Raw genomic sequence first — 19,162 nt, forward strand, 5'->3', positions numbered from 1 at the left:
CCAATGCTTACTTGAATTGTTTCAGGAAACGCAGATCGTTCTCGAAGAACGCACGCAGGTCGTTTACGCCGTAGCGCAGCATGGTCAGACGCTCTACGCCCATACCGAATGCGAAACCTGAGTATTTTTCTGGGTCAATGCCAACAGAACGCAGTACGTTCGGGTGAACCATACCGCAGCCCAGTACTTCCAGCCATTTGCCGTTTTTGCCTTTAACATCAACTTCTGCTGAAGGCTCAGTGAATGGGAAGTATGAAGGACGGAAACGTACTTCCAGATCTTCTTCGAAGAAGTTACACAGGAAGTCGTTCAGGATGCCTTTCAGCTGTGCAAAGTTTACGTTTTCGTCAACCAGCATACCCTCGACCTGATGGAACATTGGGGTATGAGTCTGGTCGTAGTCGTTACGGTAAACACGGCCCGGTGCGATAAAGCGCAGTGGCGGCTGGTTGTTTTCCATCGTACGGATTTGAACACCTGAAGTGTGCGTGCGCAGCATCAGATCAGGGTTGAAGAAGAAAGTGTCGTGATCAGTACGCGCTGGGTGGTCTTCCGCAATGTTCAGAGCATCGAAGTTGTGGAATGCGTCTTCGATTTCTGGGCCTGTTTGAACGCTAAAGCCAAGCTCACCAAAGAAGCTTTCGATACGTTCGATAGTGCGGGTTACAGGGTGAATGCCACCGTTCTCGATACGTCGGCCCGGCAGAGTCACATCAATGGTCTCAGCTGCCAGCTTCGCTTCAAGCTCTGCACTTTCGAGTGCAACTTTACGCTCGGTCAGCGCTTGTTGAACTGCTTGCTTTGCTTTGTTGATGCTTGCACCCGCTTCACGGCGCTCTTCCGGCGGAAGTTTACCCAACTGCTGCAGCTGTAGGGTCAGCTCACCTTTTTTACCCAGGTACTTAACACGTACCTCATCCAGAGCCGCAACTGAATCAACTGCTTCGATAGCAGCCGTTGCGTTGGATAGAATCTCTTCTAGTTGTTGCATCGTTTCCTCATCTGCCTGTCCAGGCAGTGTCCTACGGGGGAGTAAAAGATATACCAATTCTCGTAGCAGAATCCGTCTTTCCAGTGCGATTTGGCATCGGTAGATCACGCTCTGAGAATTGGTATGAGACGTAACGATACATAGTAATTAAACCGCGCCTCAAATCCAATCTGAAATACACGATAAGTGCTTGTCATGCTTATTTCATCGCCATATTTATTCATGAGATAGTGCTTTGTGGAGTGAGGTGGTGAATTGTTGAAACTCAAGAGAAAAATTTTGCAGGTATACGGGCGAGAAACAGATAAGAAAAAGGGGAGCCGAAGCTCCCCTTTCTCACAAAGTCTATTCTGTAATAAATTACAGAGCAGCTTTCGCTTTCTCTACCAGAACAGAGAATGCAGCTTTGTCGAATACAGCGATATCAGCCAGGATCTTACGATCGATTTCGATAGACGCTTTCTTCAGACCGTTGATGAAACGGCTGTAAGACATACCGTTTTGACGAGCCGCAGCATTGATACGTGCAATCCACAGTTGACGGAATTGACGTTTCTTCTGACGACGGTCACGGTAAGCGTATTGACCAGCTTTGGTTACTGCTTGGAAAGCTACGCGGTAAACACGTGAACGTGCACCGTAGTAACCTTTAGCTTGTTTCAGAACTTTCTTATGACGTGCACGAGCTTGTACACCACGTTTTACGCGAGGCATTATGTCTCTCCTAAACTAATTCGTTAAAAATACTAAGAAAATTATGCGTATGGAAGCATACGCGCAACTGCACCCATTTCGCACTTAGGCAGAATTGAGTTAGGACGCAGTTGACGTTTGTTCTTAGTAGTACGCTTAGTCAGGATGTGACGCTTAGTTGCGTGCTTGAACTTGAAACCGCCACCAGTTTTCTTGAAACGCTTAGCAGCGCCTTTGTTTGCTTTCATCTTAGGCATGATGAATAACTCCGCATTGTATGCAATTAATAACAGTGTAATTTGGCGAACAAAGAGGCTATGCCCGAAGGCATAGCCTCTCGTTACTTGTATGCCGAAATTACTTCTTCTTAGGGGCAAGAACCATGATCATTTGACGACCTTCAATTCTTGAAGGGAAGCTTTCTACCGAAGCGATTTCAGCAGTGTCTTCCTTCAGTCGGTTCAGAACGTCAACACCGATATCCTGGTGCGCCATTTCGCGACCACGGAAACGGATAGTAACCTTGACCTTGTTACCCTCTTCAATAAAGCGAACCAGGTTGCGTAGTTTTACCTGATAGTCGCCAATATCGGTTCCAGGACGGAATTTAACTTCCTTGATCTGGACAATCTTTTGCTTTTTCTTCTGCTCTTTCGCAGCCTTACTCTTTTCGTAGATGAACTTACCGTAGTCCATCACACGACATACTGGCGGCTCGGCATTAGGGCTAATTTCAACCAGATCAACACCAGCATCTTCTGCCGCTTTAATCGCTTCATCATATGAAACAATACCAAGCTGATCACCATCAATACCAGTCAGACGTACTTCACGCAGACCACGAAGTTCTTCGTTAAGACGGTGAGCATTTTGTTTAGCCGGGACTTTTCTTGCGCCTTTAATACCTTAATCCTCCAAAATATTAAGAGTTCGGGTGCGAACTTCGTTCTCGAGCAGAGAAACGAATTCGTCAATTTTATATTTACCCAAGTCTTTACCTTTGCGTGTACGTACCGCGATTTCGCCAGCTTCCATTTCCTGGTCGCCACAAACCAACATATAAGGTACGCGCTTCAAAGTGTGTTCGCGGATTTTAAAGCCAATCTTCTCGTTTCTCAAGTCTGCAGACGCTCTAAATCCTGCTTTTTGCAGTTTTTTCGCTACTTCCTGAACATATTCCGCTTGATTGTCGGTAATGTTCATCACTACAGCTTGTTGTGGAGCTAACCAGCTTGGGAAATGACCCGCGTATTCTTCAATCAGAATACCGATAAAACGTTCCAGTGAACCCAGAATCGCACGGTGAATCATTACTGGGGTGTGACGTTCGTTGTCTTCGCCAACGTACGTTGCGCCCAAACGCTCAGGCAGAGCAAAATCGAGCTGCACAGTACCACACTGCCACGCACGATCCAAACAGTCATGCAAAGTAAATTCAATCTTAGGTCCGTAGAATGCACCCTCGCCTTCCAGAATCTCGAACTTAATGTCCATAGATTCCAGCGCTTCAGCCAGTGCTTTCTCAGCGCGATCCCACATTTCATCAGAACCTACGCGCATTTCAGGACGGGTAGACAGCTTCACCACGATCTCGTCGAAACCGAAAGTCTGGTAAGTGTCGTAAACCATCTTGATACAAGAAGTCACTTCTTGCTGAACCTGTTCTGGCGTACAGAAGATGTGTGCGTCATCTTGCGTGAAACCACGAACACGCATCAGGCCGTGCAGCGCGCCTGAAGGCTCGTTACGGTGACAGCTGCCGAATTCAGCCATACGCAGTGGCAGGTCACGGTAAGATTTCAAACCTTGGTTGAAAATCTGAACGTGGCCTGGGCAGTTCATTGGCTTCAGTGCGTATTCACGGTTCTCAGATTGAGTGGTGAACATGTAGTCAGCGTACTTATCCCAGTGACCTGAACGTTCCCACAGAACACGGTCCATGATCAGCGGACCTTTCACTTCTTGGTAATCGTATTCGTTTAGTTTTGCACGAACAAAAGTTTCCAGTTCACGGAAAACAACCCAACCGTTGTGATGCCAGAACACCATACCCGGTGCTTCTTGTTGCATGTGGTAAAGGTCAAGTTGCTTGCCGAGTTTACGGTGGTCACGTTTTGCGGCTTCTTCCAAACGCTGCAGGTGAGCTTTCAGTTCTTTCTTGTCGTTGAAAGCCGTGCCGTAGATACGTTGCAGCATCTTGTTATCGCTGTTACCGCGCCAGTATGCACCAGCAACGTTCAGGATTTTAAAGTTTTGGCAGAAACCCATGTGCGGTACGTGCGGACCACGACACATGTCGATGTATTCTTCGTGATGGTAAAGGCCTGGACGATCATCGCGAGATACGTTTTCATCCAAAATTTCCATTTTGTACGGTTCGCCACGTGATTCAAAAGCATCACGCGCTTCCTGCCAGCTCACGTTCTTCTTGATGACCTGGTATTTGGTTTTCGCCAAATCCTTCATGCGCTTTTCAATCGCATCCAGGTCTTCTTGAGTCAGAGAACGGTCAAGGTCAACGTCGTAATAGAAACCGCTGTCAATGGTTGGACCGATCGCCATTTTCACGTCAGGGAAAAGCTGCTTAATCGCATGACCCAGCAAGTGAGCACAAGAATGGCGAATGATCTCAAGACCGTCTTCGTCTTTCGCAGTGATGATTTCCAGATTCGCGTCGTTTTCAATCAGGTCACACGCATCAACACGTTGACCGTTAACACGACCCGCGATACATGCTTTAGCAAGACCTGGACCGATGTCAGCAGCGACGTCGTAAGTAGAAACTGGGTTATCAAATGAACGTTGACTACCGTCAGGAAGAGTAATTACAGGCATTATATTGTCCTATTTACAGTGGTGTTACACACGAAGTAACACTTGTTTGGATTTTTTGCATCCAGCTTAGAGAGCGATGAATGCACGAGAATGAAAAGATTCTTGAGGGTCCAATTTTGGTACCAATCAAAATGTCTGAACCCGAATCGAAAGAGGATTGTAACCATGTGGTGGAATAACGCAACTAATCAAGCGCCCTTACCTCTATTTACTCTCCACCTAAACGAACTGAAATGCTTCAAAACAGCGAGCATCAATGGATTCGATTCTAAGAGAGTGTGGCTAGGAATCGTTGATCTCTTTCCGTATCAGTAGAGACGAAATCGCCCGATTGGTGGTCTCTATTTGTGCGACTTGAACAAGTTATACATCTTTATTATCTCTGCAGCTGTCGCACTCTCGGACACCTCTTTGATTCAAAGTTCCTTTACTGTTCCCGTACCATATTGGCTATAGCGTTGGGATTAGACCCAAAAGTCGCCTGCCCCATTGCTAAGCTGACATAGAGTGCGATCTAACCAAAACGAAGGATTCGAACAATGAGCCAAAAACTACAAAATGCTCAAAGCCTATATTTGGAAGGTATTCGAGACGGCAACATTGAAGTCGTAAAAAAATACACAGGTGAACGGTACACTCAACACAGTACGGGTGTGGCAGATGGTCCTGAAGGATTTATGGCATTCTTTGAAGGTTTTCTGGAAAGAACACATTCCCGTGACATAAAAGTTATCCGCGCGATAGAAGATGGCCGTTACGTGTTTGTCCACGTCTATCAGGATATTGATAACGGTGCCGCCAAGTGGGTTACCACAGACCTTTTTGACACAGATGCTGATGACAAAATCGTTGAGCACTGGGACGTGATTGCTGCCTATCAAGAGCCCGACGACACAGCCTCTGGCAATGACATGATTCTTGGGGACTTCGAAATAAAGGACCTAGACAAGACCGAAGAAAACAAAGCCATTATCCGACGCTTTCTTGTCGAAGTTTTTCAAAACGGTCGTATCGAAGCGCTAGATAAATATGTATCAAGCGAAAATTATATCCAACACAACCCTCACCTTCCTGATGGCATTGAAGCATTGCGCGAGTTTCTGGGCACACATGAATTAGCCTATGACTTTGTTTTCAAAGTTATCGGCCAAGGTGACCACGTGGTGAGCTACTCTAAAGCCACGTATGAAGGCCAAGAGTTGGCAGTGTTTGATATCTTCCGTATTGAAAACGGAAAAATCGTCGAACAATGGGACAACATGGAGCCTATTCCACCAAGAACTGAATGGGCTAACACAGGAAAATTCTGATTAGTTATGAGCGGTATAAGTCGACAATACAATCGCTTATATCGCTATGTATTCTCGACATATGGAGATCTTCAGTCCAAAATTCACTTCAGCAAACACTTTGATACGAAATTCCCTCCATTAAAGGTGGTCATTTGGCACCAAAACAGGAAGATGGAATAAACCTCTCACGACGTCACTATCAACATCGCAGTATCAAGAGTTGCTCATGCCTAACATCTTCATTTTTGTTGCTCTTTCAGCCCTATTCATTCTCACGCCTGCACACGCCAATATCTCAGAAAAGGCTTTGAACCGACATAAACAAAGTTTTAGTGAGCTCATTGCCAGCCAATGTGAGAACAAAGCGCCAGACACCAATGAGGTGAACTTCAAAAAGGTGGCGACAGCATTAGCGCAAGCAGAAGAAATGGACAACGAGATCGACCTCGAACCCGGCCTGCTCAACCAAATGCACAAACTCCTGCCACGGTACATCGATTGCGACACTCAAGAACAAGGCCTTTTGGAGCCCATCATGGATAGTTTCATTGCCTTCCTAGCGGTTAATCGACATCTGTCAGCCGAGGAGCGCAGAGCCTATGTACAGTTCGCAATGAAGCTCGCAGAAATTGAAAAAGAGAATGTTGAGTCAGTGAAGTGAACCGAAGCTAAAGACGTCACGTAATGGATTAGTGATGTTGCAATGCTGTAGCTTAGGCCTCAGGGACTCCCGTCTTTGAGGCCTCTTTTTATTCTAAGCCCATGCAGTTTGCGTAGAAGGTGGTCGTCGCTGGCCAATCTGAAAAAACGCCTACGACGCCAACATCCTGAGCCAATACATCTAATAAGTTGAAGACATCACCATCGTTGTTGGTCGCATCTATTATCGACTGATAATACCAACCGCCACCATTGCTTAACTGACCAGAACGCTCTAGCGTCCAAGCGATGATGTTTAAGTCTGCATCTTTCGCAAGCTTTGCATACTTAGAAGGAACAATCTCGCCTTCATCGTCTAACGACACTAGCGCAAACAACGGCGGAGCAATAAATTCAACACCTTCCGCTTTCAGGGCTTTCATGTCTTCCGCAGTGGGTTTCCAGGTTCGGTCTTTGTACATTCGGGCGTCAAGTAACACAGCTTGCTCACCAAAAGCAGGCTCAGAAGCGATCCAGTATTTCACATCTTCAATATCGAACGACTGCGCAAAAACGTCAGATGCTTTCACGTCGGCTTCTTTATACTCATCGATCATCTTCTGCGCGTAATCTTGTTGCGTAAAACCCTCGTAAGGCATATCGACAGCGGGGCTTTTTAGCTCCGGCGTCATCTTGACGCCAAGCGATTTGAACAGTTCGATGCTCTCCGCATGTGTCATTAGCGTTCCTCGGCTGGAATAGAGATCAGTGCGCCAGCCTGGTGTGCCATCCATGTATTCTTCTGGAGTCGTCGCCAAGAGGTTTGCTCCATCCATTTTCCCTTTCAGACGTTTAAATTCCTCCAATGTAAAGTCTGTGGAGCGGCATTCCACGCTTGCCTTTTCACCGGTTTCAGGATTGGCCGGCGTAAAAGGAAAGGTGCACTTTGCAGCGAGATCGGGATGTGCCAACACATCCGTCGTGGTGTGAAGGTCACTCTGGGAATGACGACAAACCAGCGCTTTGTCTTTGGTGAAGGTGACGTCGCACTCCAGCACACCTGCTCCCATTTGGGCTGCCGCTATATAAGACTCCTTCGTATGTTCTGGAAACATTAAAGCAGCACCACGATGACCAATCGAGAAATCGCTTTTCTTCGGTTTGTCGTCCAAACACTTTTCCAGCTTCTCTTTCAGTTTTCCTTCATCCATATCTGCAACAAGAAACAATGGACGAGGTCCAAGTGTATAGCCTTCAGATGCGATTGCTGACCCTGCACCTAACAATGAAAACACTAAACCCAACTTGACGATATTCTTCATGTGTCACTTCCTTTAGGTTTTATGGGTATGACGTTAGTCACCGCACTGCATTCTGTATGTACCATATGAATAAATTGAGACAAAAATCTTACCGTTCAGTGTTAAATCAAGACCATATCAAAAGATAAGACAAAGGCGCGATTTATGCGCATCATCCGACTCCCTGACAATGAGCCTTGATTTTCGGTCTGACTTCATCAATGATATATTTGTATATACCAATATGACACTAAAAACCTATGCCGAAATCTCCCCGCTTCCAGCAGATTAAAGACTTCCTGATTGAGAAAATTGAATCACAGGAATGGCCAGTTGGTGCAAAAGTGCCAACAGAAGCAGAGCTTTGTGAGCAGTTCTCGGTCAGTAGAATGACGGTAAACAAAGCGGTAAGAGATTTAGTCAATGAGGGTTGGCTAGAACGGACCCCTCGTTTAGGTACGTTTGTATGCCAGCGCAAAGCGGAAAGTCCGCTGATGGATATCCGCAATATCGCAGAAGAAATATCAGGGCGCGGTCAAGCACATCACAGTGAAATCATATCTTTAAGAAGGATACGCGCTCCGGAAGATGTGGCAATGCGTCTTGGTATTATGCTAGGTAGCGATGTTTTCAAAAGCGAAATCGTACATTTTGCGGATGAAGTGCCGATTCAAGTTGAACTGAGATGGGTAAATCCCGCATTTGCCCCTGATTATTTAAATCAGGATTTTTCCTCGATGACGCCCAATCAATATCTTGTATCCCAATGCCCGGTAGGCATTATCGAACATACTGTGGAAGCTATTTTGCCTCCTGCACACATTGCTAAACTTCTACAAATCGAAATTAACCAGCCTTGCCTTTTACTCCATCGACGTACCTGGAGTGAGAACCAACTAGTCAGTGCAGCCCTTCTCTTCCATCCCGGTAACCGCTACAAACTGAGCGCACGCGCGGAACTCTAAGTCCCGTCAGCCGCAAGTCCAAACTACCTTTTTAAATTCAGGGGATTCCCTAGGGGCTGTTGACCTTTGATGATGATTTTTGCATCAGTTTGTGGGGATTCTATGCAAGGCAGAGGCTTCGATGTGTAGCTAGCCTACATGAGAAGCCGATAACGCAGCAGAAATTTCCCACAAGCGCTGCCCGGAGGGTTCGACTGCGCGTCCCGTACTCTAAGCGTTTTATGCTTTGTTGAGGTGTATTTGCTTAGAATGACTAGGCGGCACACACCTCGCCGCGCCTAAAACGCTTATAGCGAGAACAAAATTTAACCACCAAAGTTCAACAGCCCCTAAAAGTGGCCGCTGAACTTTACACCCTTCATCACAATTTCATAACAACTGATCTTGTCATCGCCTTCTTATTTGTCTATACATTTATATATACAAATAAAGAGCACGGTAAAAATGAAGAAGATGTTCACGGATTGTCGTCTTGTTTCAATGCACACAGACGTCATTCGTACTGAGGGATACCAAATACGTGATAACCATATGATTGCTGTCGAAAATGGCAGTATCGTTGCCGTGGGTGAAAAACTCCCTACTTCTGGATATCAGCTCGTTTCGCTAAAAAACCGGTTAGTTACACCTGGGCTTATCGACGCGCATACCCACATCATTTTTGCTGGTGACCGCTCTGGTGAATTTGAACAACGCTTGCAAGGTGTTCCCTACGAACAGATTGCGAGAAACGGCGGGGGTATTCTTTCTACCGTTAAAGCGACCCGTGAGGCTTCACTTGAAGAGCTCGTCTCTTTGGCGCTTCCACGCGCTAAAGCTCTAATGCGTGACGGCGTCACAACCATTGAAGTCAAAAGCGGATACGGACTGACGGTGGAGCATGAACTCAAGATGCTCAAAGCGGCAAAACGGTTAGAGCAAGAGTTGGATGTGAATGTCACCACCACGTTGCTTGGCGCTCATGCCCTGCCACCAGAATACAAGCATGACAGCGATGGCTATATCTCGCTGGTATGCGAGGAAATGATCCCAGCTGCTGGCGAATTGAACCTTGCAGATGCCATCGATGTATTCTGCGAAGGCATCGGCTTCTCGCCAGAGCAAATGGCCAGAGTTTTCGAGGCTGCGCGAAGCCACGGATTGCAACTTAAAGGTCATACCGAACAGCTTTCGAACCTGGGTGGCAGTGCGCTCGCCGCCGAAATGGGCGCACTTTCCGTGGATCACATCGAATATCTTTGCGAAGAAGGCGTCAAAGCACTCGCTGAAAACGGCACTGTCGCCACCCTGCTTCCCGGCGCATTCTACTTTTTGAGAGAAACCCAAAAGCCACCCATTGACTGGCTGCGTCAACACAATGTCCCAATGGCGATTGCCACTGACTTCAACCCTGGAACGTCTCCCTTTGCCAGCCTGACTCTCATGATGAATATGGCGTCCACCCTTTTCGGGCTGACACCGAAAGAGAACCTTTATGGCGTGACCCGTCATGCTGCAAAGGCGCTAGGACTCAATAAAAAAGGACAAATATCCGCTGGATTTGATGCTGATTTCGCTGTGTGGGATTTAACGTCTCCGGCACAACTCAGCTATCAAGTGGGCCTAGCGCCACTTCATGCGCGCTATCTGAAAGGAGTCAAAGCCAATGACGATTGATATGAGCGTCTGGCAAGGCCGGACAGATCCAGAAGATGGCGAAAGCGGCCTGCGCTTTCACCAAAAAGTGCAAAGCGCTGATCAAGCAAAAGAGCCCGGCTGTATGTTGATTGGCTTCGCTTGTGATGAAGGCGTGTCTCGCAATAAAGGCCGAGTTGGGGCGTATTCCGCACCTAGCGAAATCCGTAAGATGCTCGCAAGCTTACCGTGGCACCATCACTCACTCCCGCTCTTTGATAATGGCGATGTGTGCTGTGATGATCATGACCTTTCTAAAGCGCAGAAACGACTAGCAGACAATATCTCTGAGGCTATGCGCCAAAAACACTTTCCTTTGATCATGGGTGGCGGGCACGAAGTGGCGTGGGGCTCGTTTCAGGGCTTGGCAAATCACTATCTACAAAAAAGCCCCTCGGATATTCCCAAGATCGGCATCATCAACTTTGACGCGCATTTTGATCTCCGCACGCTCTCTGGCAATGCATTCAATGGCAGCTCAGGTACGCCGTTTTCACAAATCGCAGAGTTCTGCCACAACCGACAATGGCCATTTCATTACGCCTGTCTTGGTGTAAGTCGCGCCAGCAACACTCAAGCGCTATTTGATAAAGCCGAAGATCTCAACGTTCTGGTTGTCGAAGACACGGATTTCACTACCGCCACGCTCGCCACCGTCGAAGGTCAACTCAGCACTTTTATCTCTGAAATGGATGCCCTTTACCTGACCATCGACATTGATGTTTTCCCTGCCGCCACGGCGCCAGGAGTCAGCGCCCCTGCTGCACATGGCGTCGATTACGTTCTGGTAGAACGCTTGATTCGCCATATAGGCAACGCGAAGGATAAACACGGCTTACCCAAATTGAAGATTGCCGATATCGCGGAGCTGAACCCGCGTTATGACATTGACAACCATACATCTCGACTTGCTGCCCGTCTGGTTTGGACGATTTCGCGCAGCCTTGCTGACCATCTGGTCACCGAAAACCAAGGAGTGAAATAATGAATGACCCACGTCTCGATTTGTCGCGCACTATCAAAGCGCCGACAGGCACAAAACTCACGGCAAAGTCTTGGCTGACTGAAGCACCGCTTCGAATGCTGATGAACAACCTGCATCCTGACGTGGCCGAACACCCTCACGCTTTGGTGGTTTACGGCGGTATTGGGCGCGCAGCGAGAAACTGGCAGTGCTTTGACAAAATCGTAGAGGTACTCAGCCGTTTGGAAGACGATCAAACCCTGCTGGTGCAATCCGGCAAACCTGTGGGTGTTTTCCAAACGCATAAAGATGCCCCTCGCGTATTGATTGCTAACTCTAACCTGGTTCCCCATTGGGCAAACTGGGAGCACTTTAACGATCTCGATAAACAAGGTTTAGCCATGTATGGCCAAATGACAGCGGGTAGCTGGATTTACATTGGTTCCCAAGGCATCGTTCAGGGCACTTACGAAACCTTCGTTGCCGTCGCCAATAAGCATTTTGGCGGAGAAGCGAAAGGACGCTGGGTGCTCACCGGTGGCCTTGGTGGCATGGGAGGCGCGCAGCCTTTGGCGGCAACCATGGCCGGCTTTTCAATGATCGCGGTTGAATGTGATGAAAGCCGAATCGATTACCGTCTACGTACCGGATACGTTGACAGAAAAGCCACCGATTTGGATGAAGCGCTCTCCATCCTTCAACAGTCAATCGATGACAATAAGCCACTCTCCATTGGCCTACTTGGCAATGCGGCGGATATCTTCGCTCAACTTGTCGAGCGCGATATTACGCCTGATGTCGTCACTGACCAAACGTCTGCTCACGATCCGTTAAATGGCTATTTGCCTCAGGGCTGGACCATGGAAGATGCAGCCGAAAAGCGCAAAGAAGACGAAGCCGCCGTTGTTGACGCAGCGAAAGCTTCAATGGCAGAACAAGTCAAAGCCATGCTGACACTGCAATCCCGCGGCGCAGCGACGCTGGATTACGGCAACAATATTCGCCAAATGGCATTGGAAAAAGGCGTCGAAGATGCATTTGATTTCCCGGGCTTCGTTCCGGCGTATATTCGTCCTCTTTTTTGTCAGGGCATCGGCCCCTTCCGTTGGGCTGCGCTGTCTGGCGATCCAGAAGATATTTATAAAACCGATCAGAAAGTCAAAGAACTGATCCCGGACAACCCTCACCTCCATAACTGGCTAGATATGGCGCGCGAACGCATTCAATTCCAGGGATTGCCTGCACGTATTTGTTGGGTGGGGTTAAAAGACCGAGCGCGCCTTGGTTTAGCCTTCAACGAAATGGTGAAAAACGGCGAGCTGAAAGCGCCGATTGTGATTGGTCGTGATCACTTAGATTCAGGCTCAGTAGCAAGTCCAAACCGCGAAACCGAAGGCATGATGGATGGCTCTGATGCTGTATCAGATTGGCCCCTGCTCAATGCGCTGCTTAATACTGCTTCGGGAGCAACCTGGGTGTCACTGCACCATGGCGGCGGCGTTGGCATGGGCTTCTCGCAACACTCTGGCGTGGTGATCGTATGTGACGGTACCGACGATGCCGCGAAACGTGTTGGGCGCGTGTTGCACAACGACCCTGCCACAGGTGTGATGCGCCATGCAGATGCCGGATACGGTATCGCGATAAACTGCGCGAAAGAACAACAACTTGACTTACCTTTGCTAGACCTTCCAAACGTTCCGGTTAAGCAGTAAGGAGCCAATAATAATGAATAAACTAACGCTCATTCCGGGTGCGCTAACACTCAAAGATCTTCGTCTTATCAGCCGAGAGCCTACTCAGGTTAAGTTTGCCAAAGGTGTGGCTGAAACCATGCAAGAAAGCGTAGATACCGTTGCCAGCGTGCTTGATGAAGGCCGTGTGGTTTACGGTATCAACACGGGGTTTGGGTTGCTTGCCAACACCCGTATTGAACTGGAAGACCTCGAAACTCTTCAGCGCTCGATTGTACTTTCCCATGCTGCGGGTATTGGCGAGTTTATGGATGACGCCACCGTACGCCTGATGATGGTACTGAAAATCTCAAGCCTGGCCCGTGGTTATTCCGGTATCCGCTATTCGGTAGTTGAAGCGCTGGCCAAGCTGATTAATGCCGAAGTCTTCCCTTGTATTCCCAAGAAAGGTTCGGTGGGTGCGTCTGGCGACTTGGCTCCCCTCGCCCACATGAGCACCGTTTTGCTAGGTGAAGGTCAGGCAAGGCACAAAGGTGAAATCATTTCCGGTGCGATGGCACTGAAAATTGCTGGTTTGGAGCCAATCACGCTTGGTCCCAAAGAAGGATTGGCACTGCTGAATGGTACCCAAGCTTCTACCGCTTTTGCTCTGGAAGGTTTGTTTGCTGCGGAAGATCTTTTCGCTTCTGCAACCGCGTGCGGAGCACTTTCTGTTGAAGCGGCATTGGGCAGCCGCCGTCCGTTTGATCCTCGAATTCATCAGGTGCGAGGCCATCAAACCCAAATAGATGCTGCTAACGCTTATCTTCATTTATTGGATAGTCACAGTGAAATTGGCGATAGCCATCAAGGCTGTGAAAAAGTGCAGGATCCCTACTCCCTGCGCTGCCAGCCACAAGTGATGGGCGCATGTTTACAACAAATACGACATGCAGCTGACATACTCGAAATCGAAGCGAATTCAGTGTCTGATAATCCACTGGTTTTCTGTGATGACGGCGACATCATTTCCGGCGGTAACTTCCATGCTGAACCCGTTGCGATGGCGGCAGACAACCTCGCTTTGGCAATTGCAGAAATCGGTAGCTTGTCAGAGCGACGGATGGCGCTGCTTATCGACAGTGGATTAAGCAAGTTGCCTCCGTTCCTCGTCGACAATGGCGGTGTAAACAGCGGCTTTATGATTGCACAGGTCACCTCTGCGGCGTTGGCCAGCGAAAACAAAACACTCGCCCACCCCGCATCCGTAGACAGCTTACCCACCTCAGCAAACCAGGAAGACCACGTTTCCATGGCAACCTTCGCAGGACGTCGCCTGGCGGAAATGGCCGACAACACACGAGGCATTCTGGCGGTAGAGTTGCTCGCAGCATGTCAGGGGTTGGATTTCCGTGCGCCGCTGAAAACATCCCAGCGCTTAGAGCGAATTAAGGCGGAACTCAGAAGTCACGTTACCTTCTATGATAAAGATCGCTACTTCGCACCAGATATCAAGAAGGCAAACGCTCACCTTAAAGAAGCCAGCCACAACAAATACATGCCATCGAAACTGTTGCCGAGTTTCTAGGGGCTGTTGACCGTATTTCGTTCTCTAACGCCCCGTTCTTACGGGGCTTTGTCTTATTTTCTCCAAAATTCAAAAAACCGACACAGATTGTGGGATTAGACACATATCACTCCCAGCGAATTGCGCTACTATTTTGTTATCACACCAATTTTCATCGTCATGAAGAGGTGCACTTATGTGGCATTCGCTCTCAGTTCAGCTTTCGCTCGCTCTGGGTCAGCAGTTTGAAGTCGAAGAAAAAACGCCCATCGATGGAGGTGACATCAACGAGTGTTACGCCATTGCCAGTGGAAATTTGCGCTTCTTTGTGAAGATTAATTCACGAGACAGCTTGCCCGTTTTTGAAGCCGAAGCAGAAAGCCTTCGCCATCTTGCAAACAGTAGCGAAGTTTCTATTCCTCAGGTGATTTACCTTGGCATTATCAAAGAGAAGTCAGTGTTGGTGCTGGACTACATTCCGATGAAACCTCTTGATAGTGAAAATGCCTATCTACTCGGCAAAGAACTGGCGAAGCTTCATCAATGGGGAGAACAACTCGAGTACGGGTTTGATATTGACAACTTCATTGGTACAACGGAGCAACGGAACAGCTGGCATCGAAAATGGGCTAACTTCTTCGCCGATCATCGCATCGGTTTCCAGCTTCAGCTGGCAGAAGAAAGAGGCATGTCATTTGGTGATGTAGAAACCATTGTCGAAGCAGTAAAAGAACGACTGAACGGCCATCAACCGAAAGCCAGCCTTGTGCATGGCGATTTGTGGAAAGGTAATGCCTCTTCAACCATGAATGGACCAATGGTATATGACCCTGCCTGCTATTGGGGCGACCGCGAAGTGGATATTGCGATGACTTATTTGTTTGGCGGATTCCCAGAAGCGTTTTACGCGGGTTACGAAGAAGTGTGGCCACTCGATGAAGGATTTGAAGATCGTAAAGACCTTTATAACCTTTACCATATGCTCAATCACTGCCTACTTTTCGGCGGTCCTTATTTGGCTGAAACCGAGGCACTGATCAATAAACTCGAGCTGATTTGATTTTCTTGTTTAGCGATCATCGTTCAGAATATGGCGCTTTGGCGCCTTTTTCTTTTTTGGGAGCTCTCATGATCCAAGCAGCTATTTTCGACATGGACGGCCTGTTGGTCGATTCAGAACCCTTTTGGCAAGATGCAGAGCTTGCTGTATTCCAGAGTCTGGGGGTAAAAATCACCCGCCAAGACACTATTGATACCACTGGCATCCGCATAGACCAGATTGTTAAGCATTATTATAAAACTCAAGGCTGGGAAGGTCCCTCCTGCGAGGAAGTGTGCGACATGATCCTCGACAAAGTGATTGAGCTAGTTTCGATTCATAAACCCATGAAGCCAGGAGTAATGCACGCACTAACGCTCTGTAAAGAAGCGAATCTGCGCATTGCCCTTGCCTCTTCTTCACCGCTAAAACTGATCAATGCGACACTAGACGCGTTGGATATCGGAGCTTGGTTTGAACAATGCCACTCTGCTGAACATTTGAAGTATGGCAAGCCTCATCCAGAGGTCTATCTGAACGCCGCAGAAGGCTTGGGCATTGACCCACAAAACTGCGTCGCTTTGGAAGATTCGTTTACTGGGCTATTGGCTGCCAAAGCCGCCCAGATGCGCACAATTGTCGTGCCAGAACATGAGGTTGCCACTCAAGAACGCTGGGTAATCAGTGACGTCAAACTTACATCGCTGGACGAATTAAGCATCAAAATGTTGGAGGCTTAATCTCCAAAATCAGGGCAAAATGTCGAGTTTTGCCCTGCTGTTTCACTCCCTTCTTGAACGACACTCACAGAACGCAACTTACACTCACACTCTGTAATACATTCTTACGTATCCCAATAAGAATGCCGGATACAACTGTTACGAACTATATCGCAACCCAATAATTCAACGGGATTTCCGGTGCTCGGTCATACTTTGGTCTTATTTCACTGAGCAAACATTCTTGGCTTCTTAGAATGGAAACACATGAGCACAAGAAGAAACAGCTATCTTTTCTTCGTCATGTTATTGGCTCGCAGTTCAGATAGGGAGTTGAACATGCAAAATTACACTGAAAGAGGGATCGATTGTCCGCACTGTGGACACAGGATTCGTATTACTTTGGATACCAGCGGTGGTGATCAGGAATTTTATGACGATTGCCCAGCATGCTGTAACGCTATTCATTTGAATCTCATCATCGACTCTCAGCACAAAACCATCAACTTATTCGTAGATGCTGACGACGAGCAGATTTTCTAAAACATTCAGGCAGTCGATACTAGAAAAGCCAGCAGTTGCTGGCTTTTTCATTTCTACGTAATCAGTGAACAACACTTAAGCTTGTTTGGCAGCAAGTACCCTTTCAACGGTATCAACCACCGCCTGCGTTTGCGGGTCAACTTCAATGTTCACCCTGTCCCCTTTAGCACGCCAGCCCATATTGGTGCGCTGCAGTGTTTCAGGGATGAGGTTAACGCAGAAACGATTATCTTCAACCGCGCCAATAGTCAGACTGATGCCATCAATACCGATGTAACCTTTATCGAAAACGTACTTGGAGATATTTGCCGGCACTTCAAACCAAACCTGACGGTTGTTCTCTGACTCGATGACATCAATCACTTCGGCGGTGCACATGATGTGACCAGACATCGAATGCCCGCCAATTTCATCACCAAACCTGGCTGCACGCTCAAGATTCACTTTGTCGCCTTCCTTGACCTCGCCGAGATTGGTCAGCGCCAATGTTGCTTGCATCAAGTCAAACCACACAAGGTCACCGTCAATTTTAGTCACCGTCAAACAACAACCGTTATGAGCGACAGAAGCGCCAATTTCCAACCCTTTTCGCATAACATCATCCATGCGGATCACATGACTCTGAAAGTTCGTCTTTTTCTCTATCTGAATGATTTCCGCGGTGGTTTGAACAATACCTGTAAACATAACGATTCCTGATAACAGCAACTGGCTGTATTAATAGTGAGGCAAACAAAAAGCTAAATCTTGTGTATTTCACAAAAGTATCGATTGTGGCCGTCCTTTGCAAACGTATAATACAACTCCTTTTCAGCCTCTCTTTTCTTTTCCGGAGTTATAGGTGCAAAACTATCGCCTGGAAGCCAAATCCATCATTAAATTGGGGATCCCTGTCTTCATTGCGCAGCTCGCGCAAACTTCCATGGGCTTTGTCGATACGGTTATGGCTGGTGGTGTTAGCGCTACCGACATGGCTGCCGTCGCCGTAGCAACCAGTGTCTGGTTGCCTTCTATCCTGTTTGGTATTGGTATCCTGTTAGCGATGGTTCCGATCATCGCCCAGTTAAATGGCTCAGGCCGTCAGGCAAAAATACCCTTTCAGGTACAACAAGGCGTTTACATGGCATTGATGCTGTCAGTACCTATCGCGCTTGTGCTTTACAACGCTGGTCACATTGTTAACTACATGGAAGTAGAGGCCGCATTAGCCGAAAAAACCATTGGCTATCTCTATGCGGTAATTTTGGCGGTACCTGCATTCCTGCTGTTCCAAGTGCTTCGCAACTTAGCAGAAGGCATGTCACTCACCACACCTGCAATGATCATTGGCTTTATCGGTCTGGCTGCGAACGTTCCCCTTAACTGGATATTTGTTTACGGTAAGTTCGGCGCACCTGAGCTCGGTGCTGTGGGTTGTGGTGTAGCAACCACCATTGTTTACTGGTTGATGCTCATTTCGATGTTCATCTATATCAAGCTGAACAAACGTCTTCAGCGCGTGAACGCGTTTGCTGACTTTTCAAAACCAGACTTCCCAGCTTTATGGCGCATTTTCAAAATGGGCCTGCCAGTGGCAGCTGCGATTTTCTTCGAAGTGACTCTGTTTGCTGTGATTGCCCTTCTCATCGCGCCACTGGGTTCAACGGTCGTTGCGGCACACCAGATAGCGATTAACTTCTCTTCGATGATCTTTATGTTGCCGATGAGCCTGGGTACCGCTGTGAGTATCCGTGTTAGTCACCAGCTGGGTGAGAAATCGACAGAGGGAGCAGCCCGCGCAGCCAAACTTGGTATTTTGATCGGTTTAGGCACAGCCATGATTACCGCAGCGCTGACGGTAATTTTCCGCGAACCTATTATCCACCTTTACAACAGCAACCCAGAAGTTGTGGCCATCGCGGCTAACCTGATGCTGCTTGCAGCCATTTATCAGTGTACCGACGCTATTCAGGTCGTTGCGGCGGGTGCATTGCGCGGTTATAAGGACATGCGTGCCATCTTCGAGCGCACCTTTGTCGCGTACTGGATTCTCGGCGTGCCAATTGGCTACGTTCTGGGTATGATGGATTGGATAGTAGAACCTATGGGCGCATACGGTTTCTGGGTAGGTATTATTATCGGTCTCACTTCAGCCGCAATTTTGCTGGGTATTCGCCTTCGCTGGATTCGCAAACAACCGGATGAATTCCAGTTAGCAATGGCTGAGAAATAATCATCCCCGTCGCAAATCCCGGCCTTTGAGCCGGAATTTTCTTTTTGGATCCCGC

General features: G+C 48.0%; 18 protein-coding genes. 11 read left to right on the top strand and 7 right to left on the bottom strand.

What is annotated here, in order from left to right; all coding sequences use genetic code 11:
- Positions 1–7: 7 nt before the first annotated feature.
- The 5 genes from pheS to thrS form a co-directional block, all read right to left on the bottom strand.
- Positions 8–991, bottom strand: a complete 984-nt coding sequence (gene pheS / locus G5S52_RS03590; RefSeq protein ID WP_046302616.1) for a phenylalanine--tRNA ligase subunit alpha — start codon at positions 989–991, stop codon at positions 8–10.
- A gap of 360 nt (positions 992–1,351) precedes the next feature.
- Entirely contained in the window at positions 1,352–1,705 is a 354-nt protein-coding gene (gene rplT, locus G5S52_RS03595) for a 50S ribosomal protein L20 (protein ID WP_002540099.1), read from the bottom strand.
- 41 nt (positions 1,706–1,746) lie between these two features.
- The gene (gene rpmI / locus G5S52_RS03600) at positions 1,747–1,941 is read right to left on the bottom strand and encodes a 50S ribosomal protein L35 (protein WP_002540100.1); all 195 of its coding nucleotides are present in this window, start codon (positions 1,939–1,941) and stop codon (positions 1,747–1,749) included.
- A 100-nt stretch (positions 1,942–2,041) separates the two neighbouring features.
- Complete coding sequence (infC, locus tag G5S52_RS03605; protein WP_082111321.1) at positions 2,042–2,587, bottom strand: translation initiation factor IF-3; 546 nt, start codon at positions 2,585–2,587, stop codon at positions 2,042–2,044.
- Positions 2,588–2,590: 3 nt separating this feature from the next.
- On the bottom strand, positions 2,591–4,519 hold the full coding sequence (thrS, locus tag G5S52_RS03610) for a threonine--tRNA ligase (protein ID WP_002540102.1): 1,929 nt from the start codon (positions 4,517–4,519) through the stop codon (positions 2,591–2,593).
- 539 nt (positions 4,520–5,058) lie between these two features.
- Here thrS and G5S52_RS03615 point away from each other — a divergent pair.
- Entirely contained in the window at positions 5,059–5,829 is a 771-nt protein-coding gene (locus G5S52_RS03615) for a nuclear transport factor 2 family protein (RefSeq protein WP_165011825.1), read from the top strand.
- A gap of 208 nt (positions 5,830–6,037) precedes the next feature.
- Positions 6,038–6,472 carry a hypothetical protein gene (locus G5S52_RS03620; protein ID WP_165011826.1) on the top strand — a complete coding sequence of 145 codons (435 nt, stop codon included), beginning with the start codon at positions 6,038–6,040 and terminating at the stop codon, positions 6,470–6,472.
- 88 nt (positions 6,473–6,560) lie between these two features.
- Here G5S52_RS03620 and G5S52_RS03625 read toward each other — a convergent pair whose 3' ends face one another.
- Positions 6,561–7,772 (bottom strand): glycerophosphodiester phosphodiesterase family protein, encoded by a 1,212-nt coding sequence (locus tag G5S52_RS03625; RefSeq protein WP_165011827.1) that lies wholly within the window; start codon positions 7,770–7,772, stop codon positions 6,561–6,563.
- Between the two features lie 239 nt (positions 7,773–8,011).
- Here G5S52_RS03625 and hutC point away from each other — a divergent pair, with 239 nt between their 5' ends.
- From hutC to G5S52_RS03665, 8 genes are all read left to right on the top strand, one after another.
- The gene (hutC, locus tag G5S52_RS03630; RefSeq protein WP_165011828.1) at positions 8,012–8,716 is read left to right on the top strand and encodes a histidine utilization transcriptional repressor HutC; all 705 of its coding nucleotides are present in this window, start codon (positions 8,012–8,014) and stop codon (positions 8,714–8,716) included.
- A 444-nt stretch (positions 8,717–9,160) separates the two neighbouring features.
- Entirely contained in the window at positions 9,161–10,372 is a 1,212-nt protein-coding gene (gene hutI / locus G5S52_RS03635) for an imidazolonepropionase (RefSeq protein WP_165011829.1), read from the top strand.
- The gene (gene hutG / locus G5S52_RS03640; RefSeq protein WP_165011830.1) at positions 10,362–11,375 is read left to right on the top strand and encodes a formimidoylglutamase; all 1,014 of its coding nucleotides are present in this window, start codon (positions 10,362–10,364) and stop codon (positions 11,373–11,375) included. Before hutI ends, hutG begins: the two co-directional genes overlap by 11 nt.
- On the top strand, positions 11,375–13,069 hold the full coding sequence (gene hutU / locus G5S52_RS03645; protein WP_165011831.1) for a urocanate hydratase: 1,695 nt from the start codon (positions 11,375–11,377) through the stop codon (positions 13,067–13,069). Before hutG ends, hutU begins: the two co-directional genes overlap by 1 nt.
- 13 nt (positions 13,070–13,082) lie before the next feature.
- Complete coding sequence (gene hutH, locus G5S52_RS03650; RefSeq protein ID WP_165011832.1) at positions 13,083–14,615, top strand: histidine ammonia-lyase; 1,533 nt, start codon at positions 13,083–13,085, stop codon at positions 14,613–14,615.
- A gap of 175 nt (positions 14,616–14,790) precedes the next feature.
- Positions 14,791–15,654 carry a fructosamine kinase family protein gene (locus G5S52_RS03655; protein ID WP_165011833.1) on the top strand — a complete coding sequence of 288 codons (864 nt, stop codon included), beginning with the start codon at positions 14,791–14,793 and terminating at the stop codon, positions 15,652–15,654.
- Between the two features lie 68 nt (positions 15,655–15,722).
- A complete protein-coding gene (gene hxpB, locus G5S52_RS03660) occupies positions 15,723–16,373 on the top strand; it encodes a hexitol phosphatase HxpB (protein ID WP_165011834.1) in 651 nt (216 codons plus the stop codon).
- A gap of 318 nt (positions 16,374–16,691) precedes the next feature.
- Entirely contained in the window at positions 16,692–16,895 is a 204-nt protein-coding gene (locus G5S52_RS03665) for a CPXCG motif-containing cysteine-rich protein (RefSeq protein WP_039850230.1), read from the top strand.
- 75 nt (positions 16,896–16,970) lie between these two features.
- Here the strand turns inward: G5S52_RS03665 and G5S52_RS03670 are convergent, their stop codons facing one another.
- Complete coding sequence (locus tag G5S52_RS03670; RefSeq protein WP_165011835.1) at positions 16,971–17,582, bottom strand: riboflavin synthase subunit alpha; 612 nt, start codon at positions 17,580–17,582, stop codon at positions 16,971–16,973.
- Between the two features lie 154 nt (positions 17,583–17,736).
- Here G5S52_RS03670 and G5S52_RS03675 point away from each other — a divergent pair, with 154 nt between their 5' ends.
- Positions 17,737–19,107: an MATE family efflux transporter gene (locus G5S52_RS03675; protein ID WP_165011836.1), complete on the top strand. Its 1,371-nt coding sequence runs from the start codon at positions 17,737–17,739 to the stop codon at positions 19,105–19,107.
- The last annotated feature ends 55 nt before the right edge of the window (positions 19,108–19,162 follow it).

Origin of the sequence: Grimontia sedimenti (genome assembly GCF_011045095.1) — a bacterium.
GTDB classification, from domain to species: Bacteria; Pseudomonadota; Gammaproteobacteria; order Enterobacterales; family Vibrionaceae; genus Enterovibrio; species Enterovibrio sedimenti.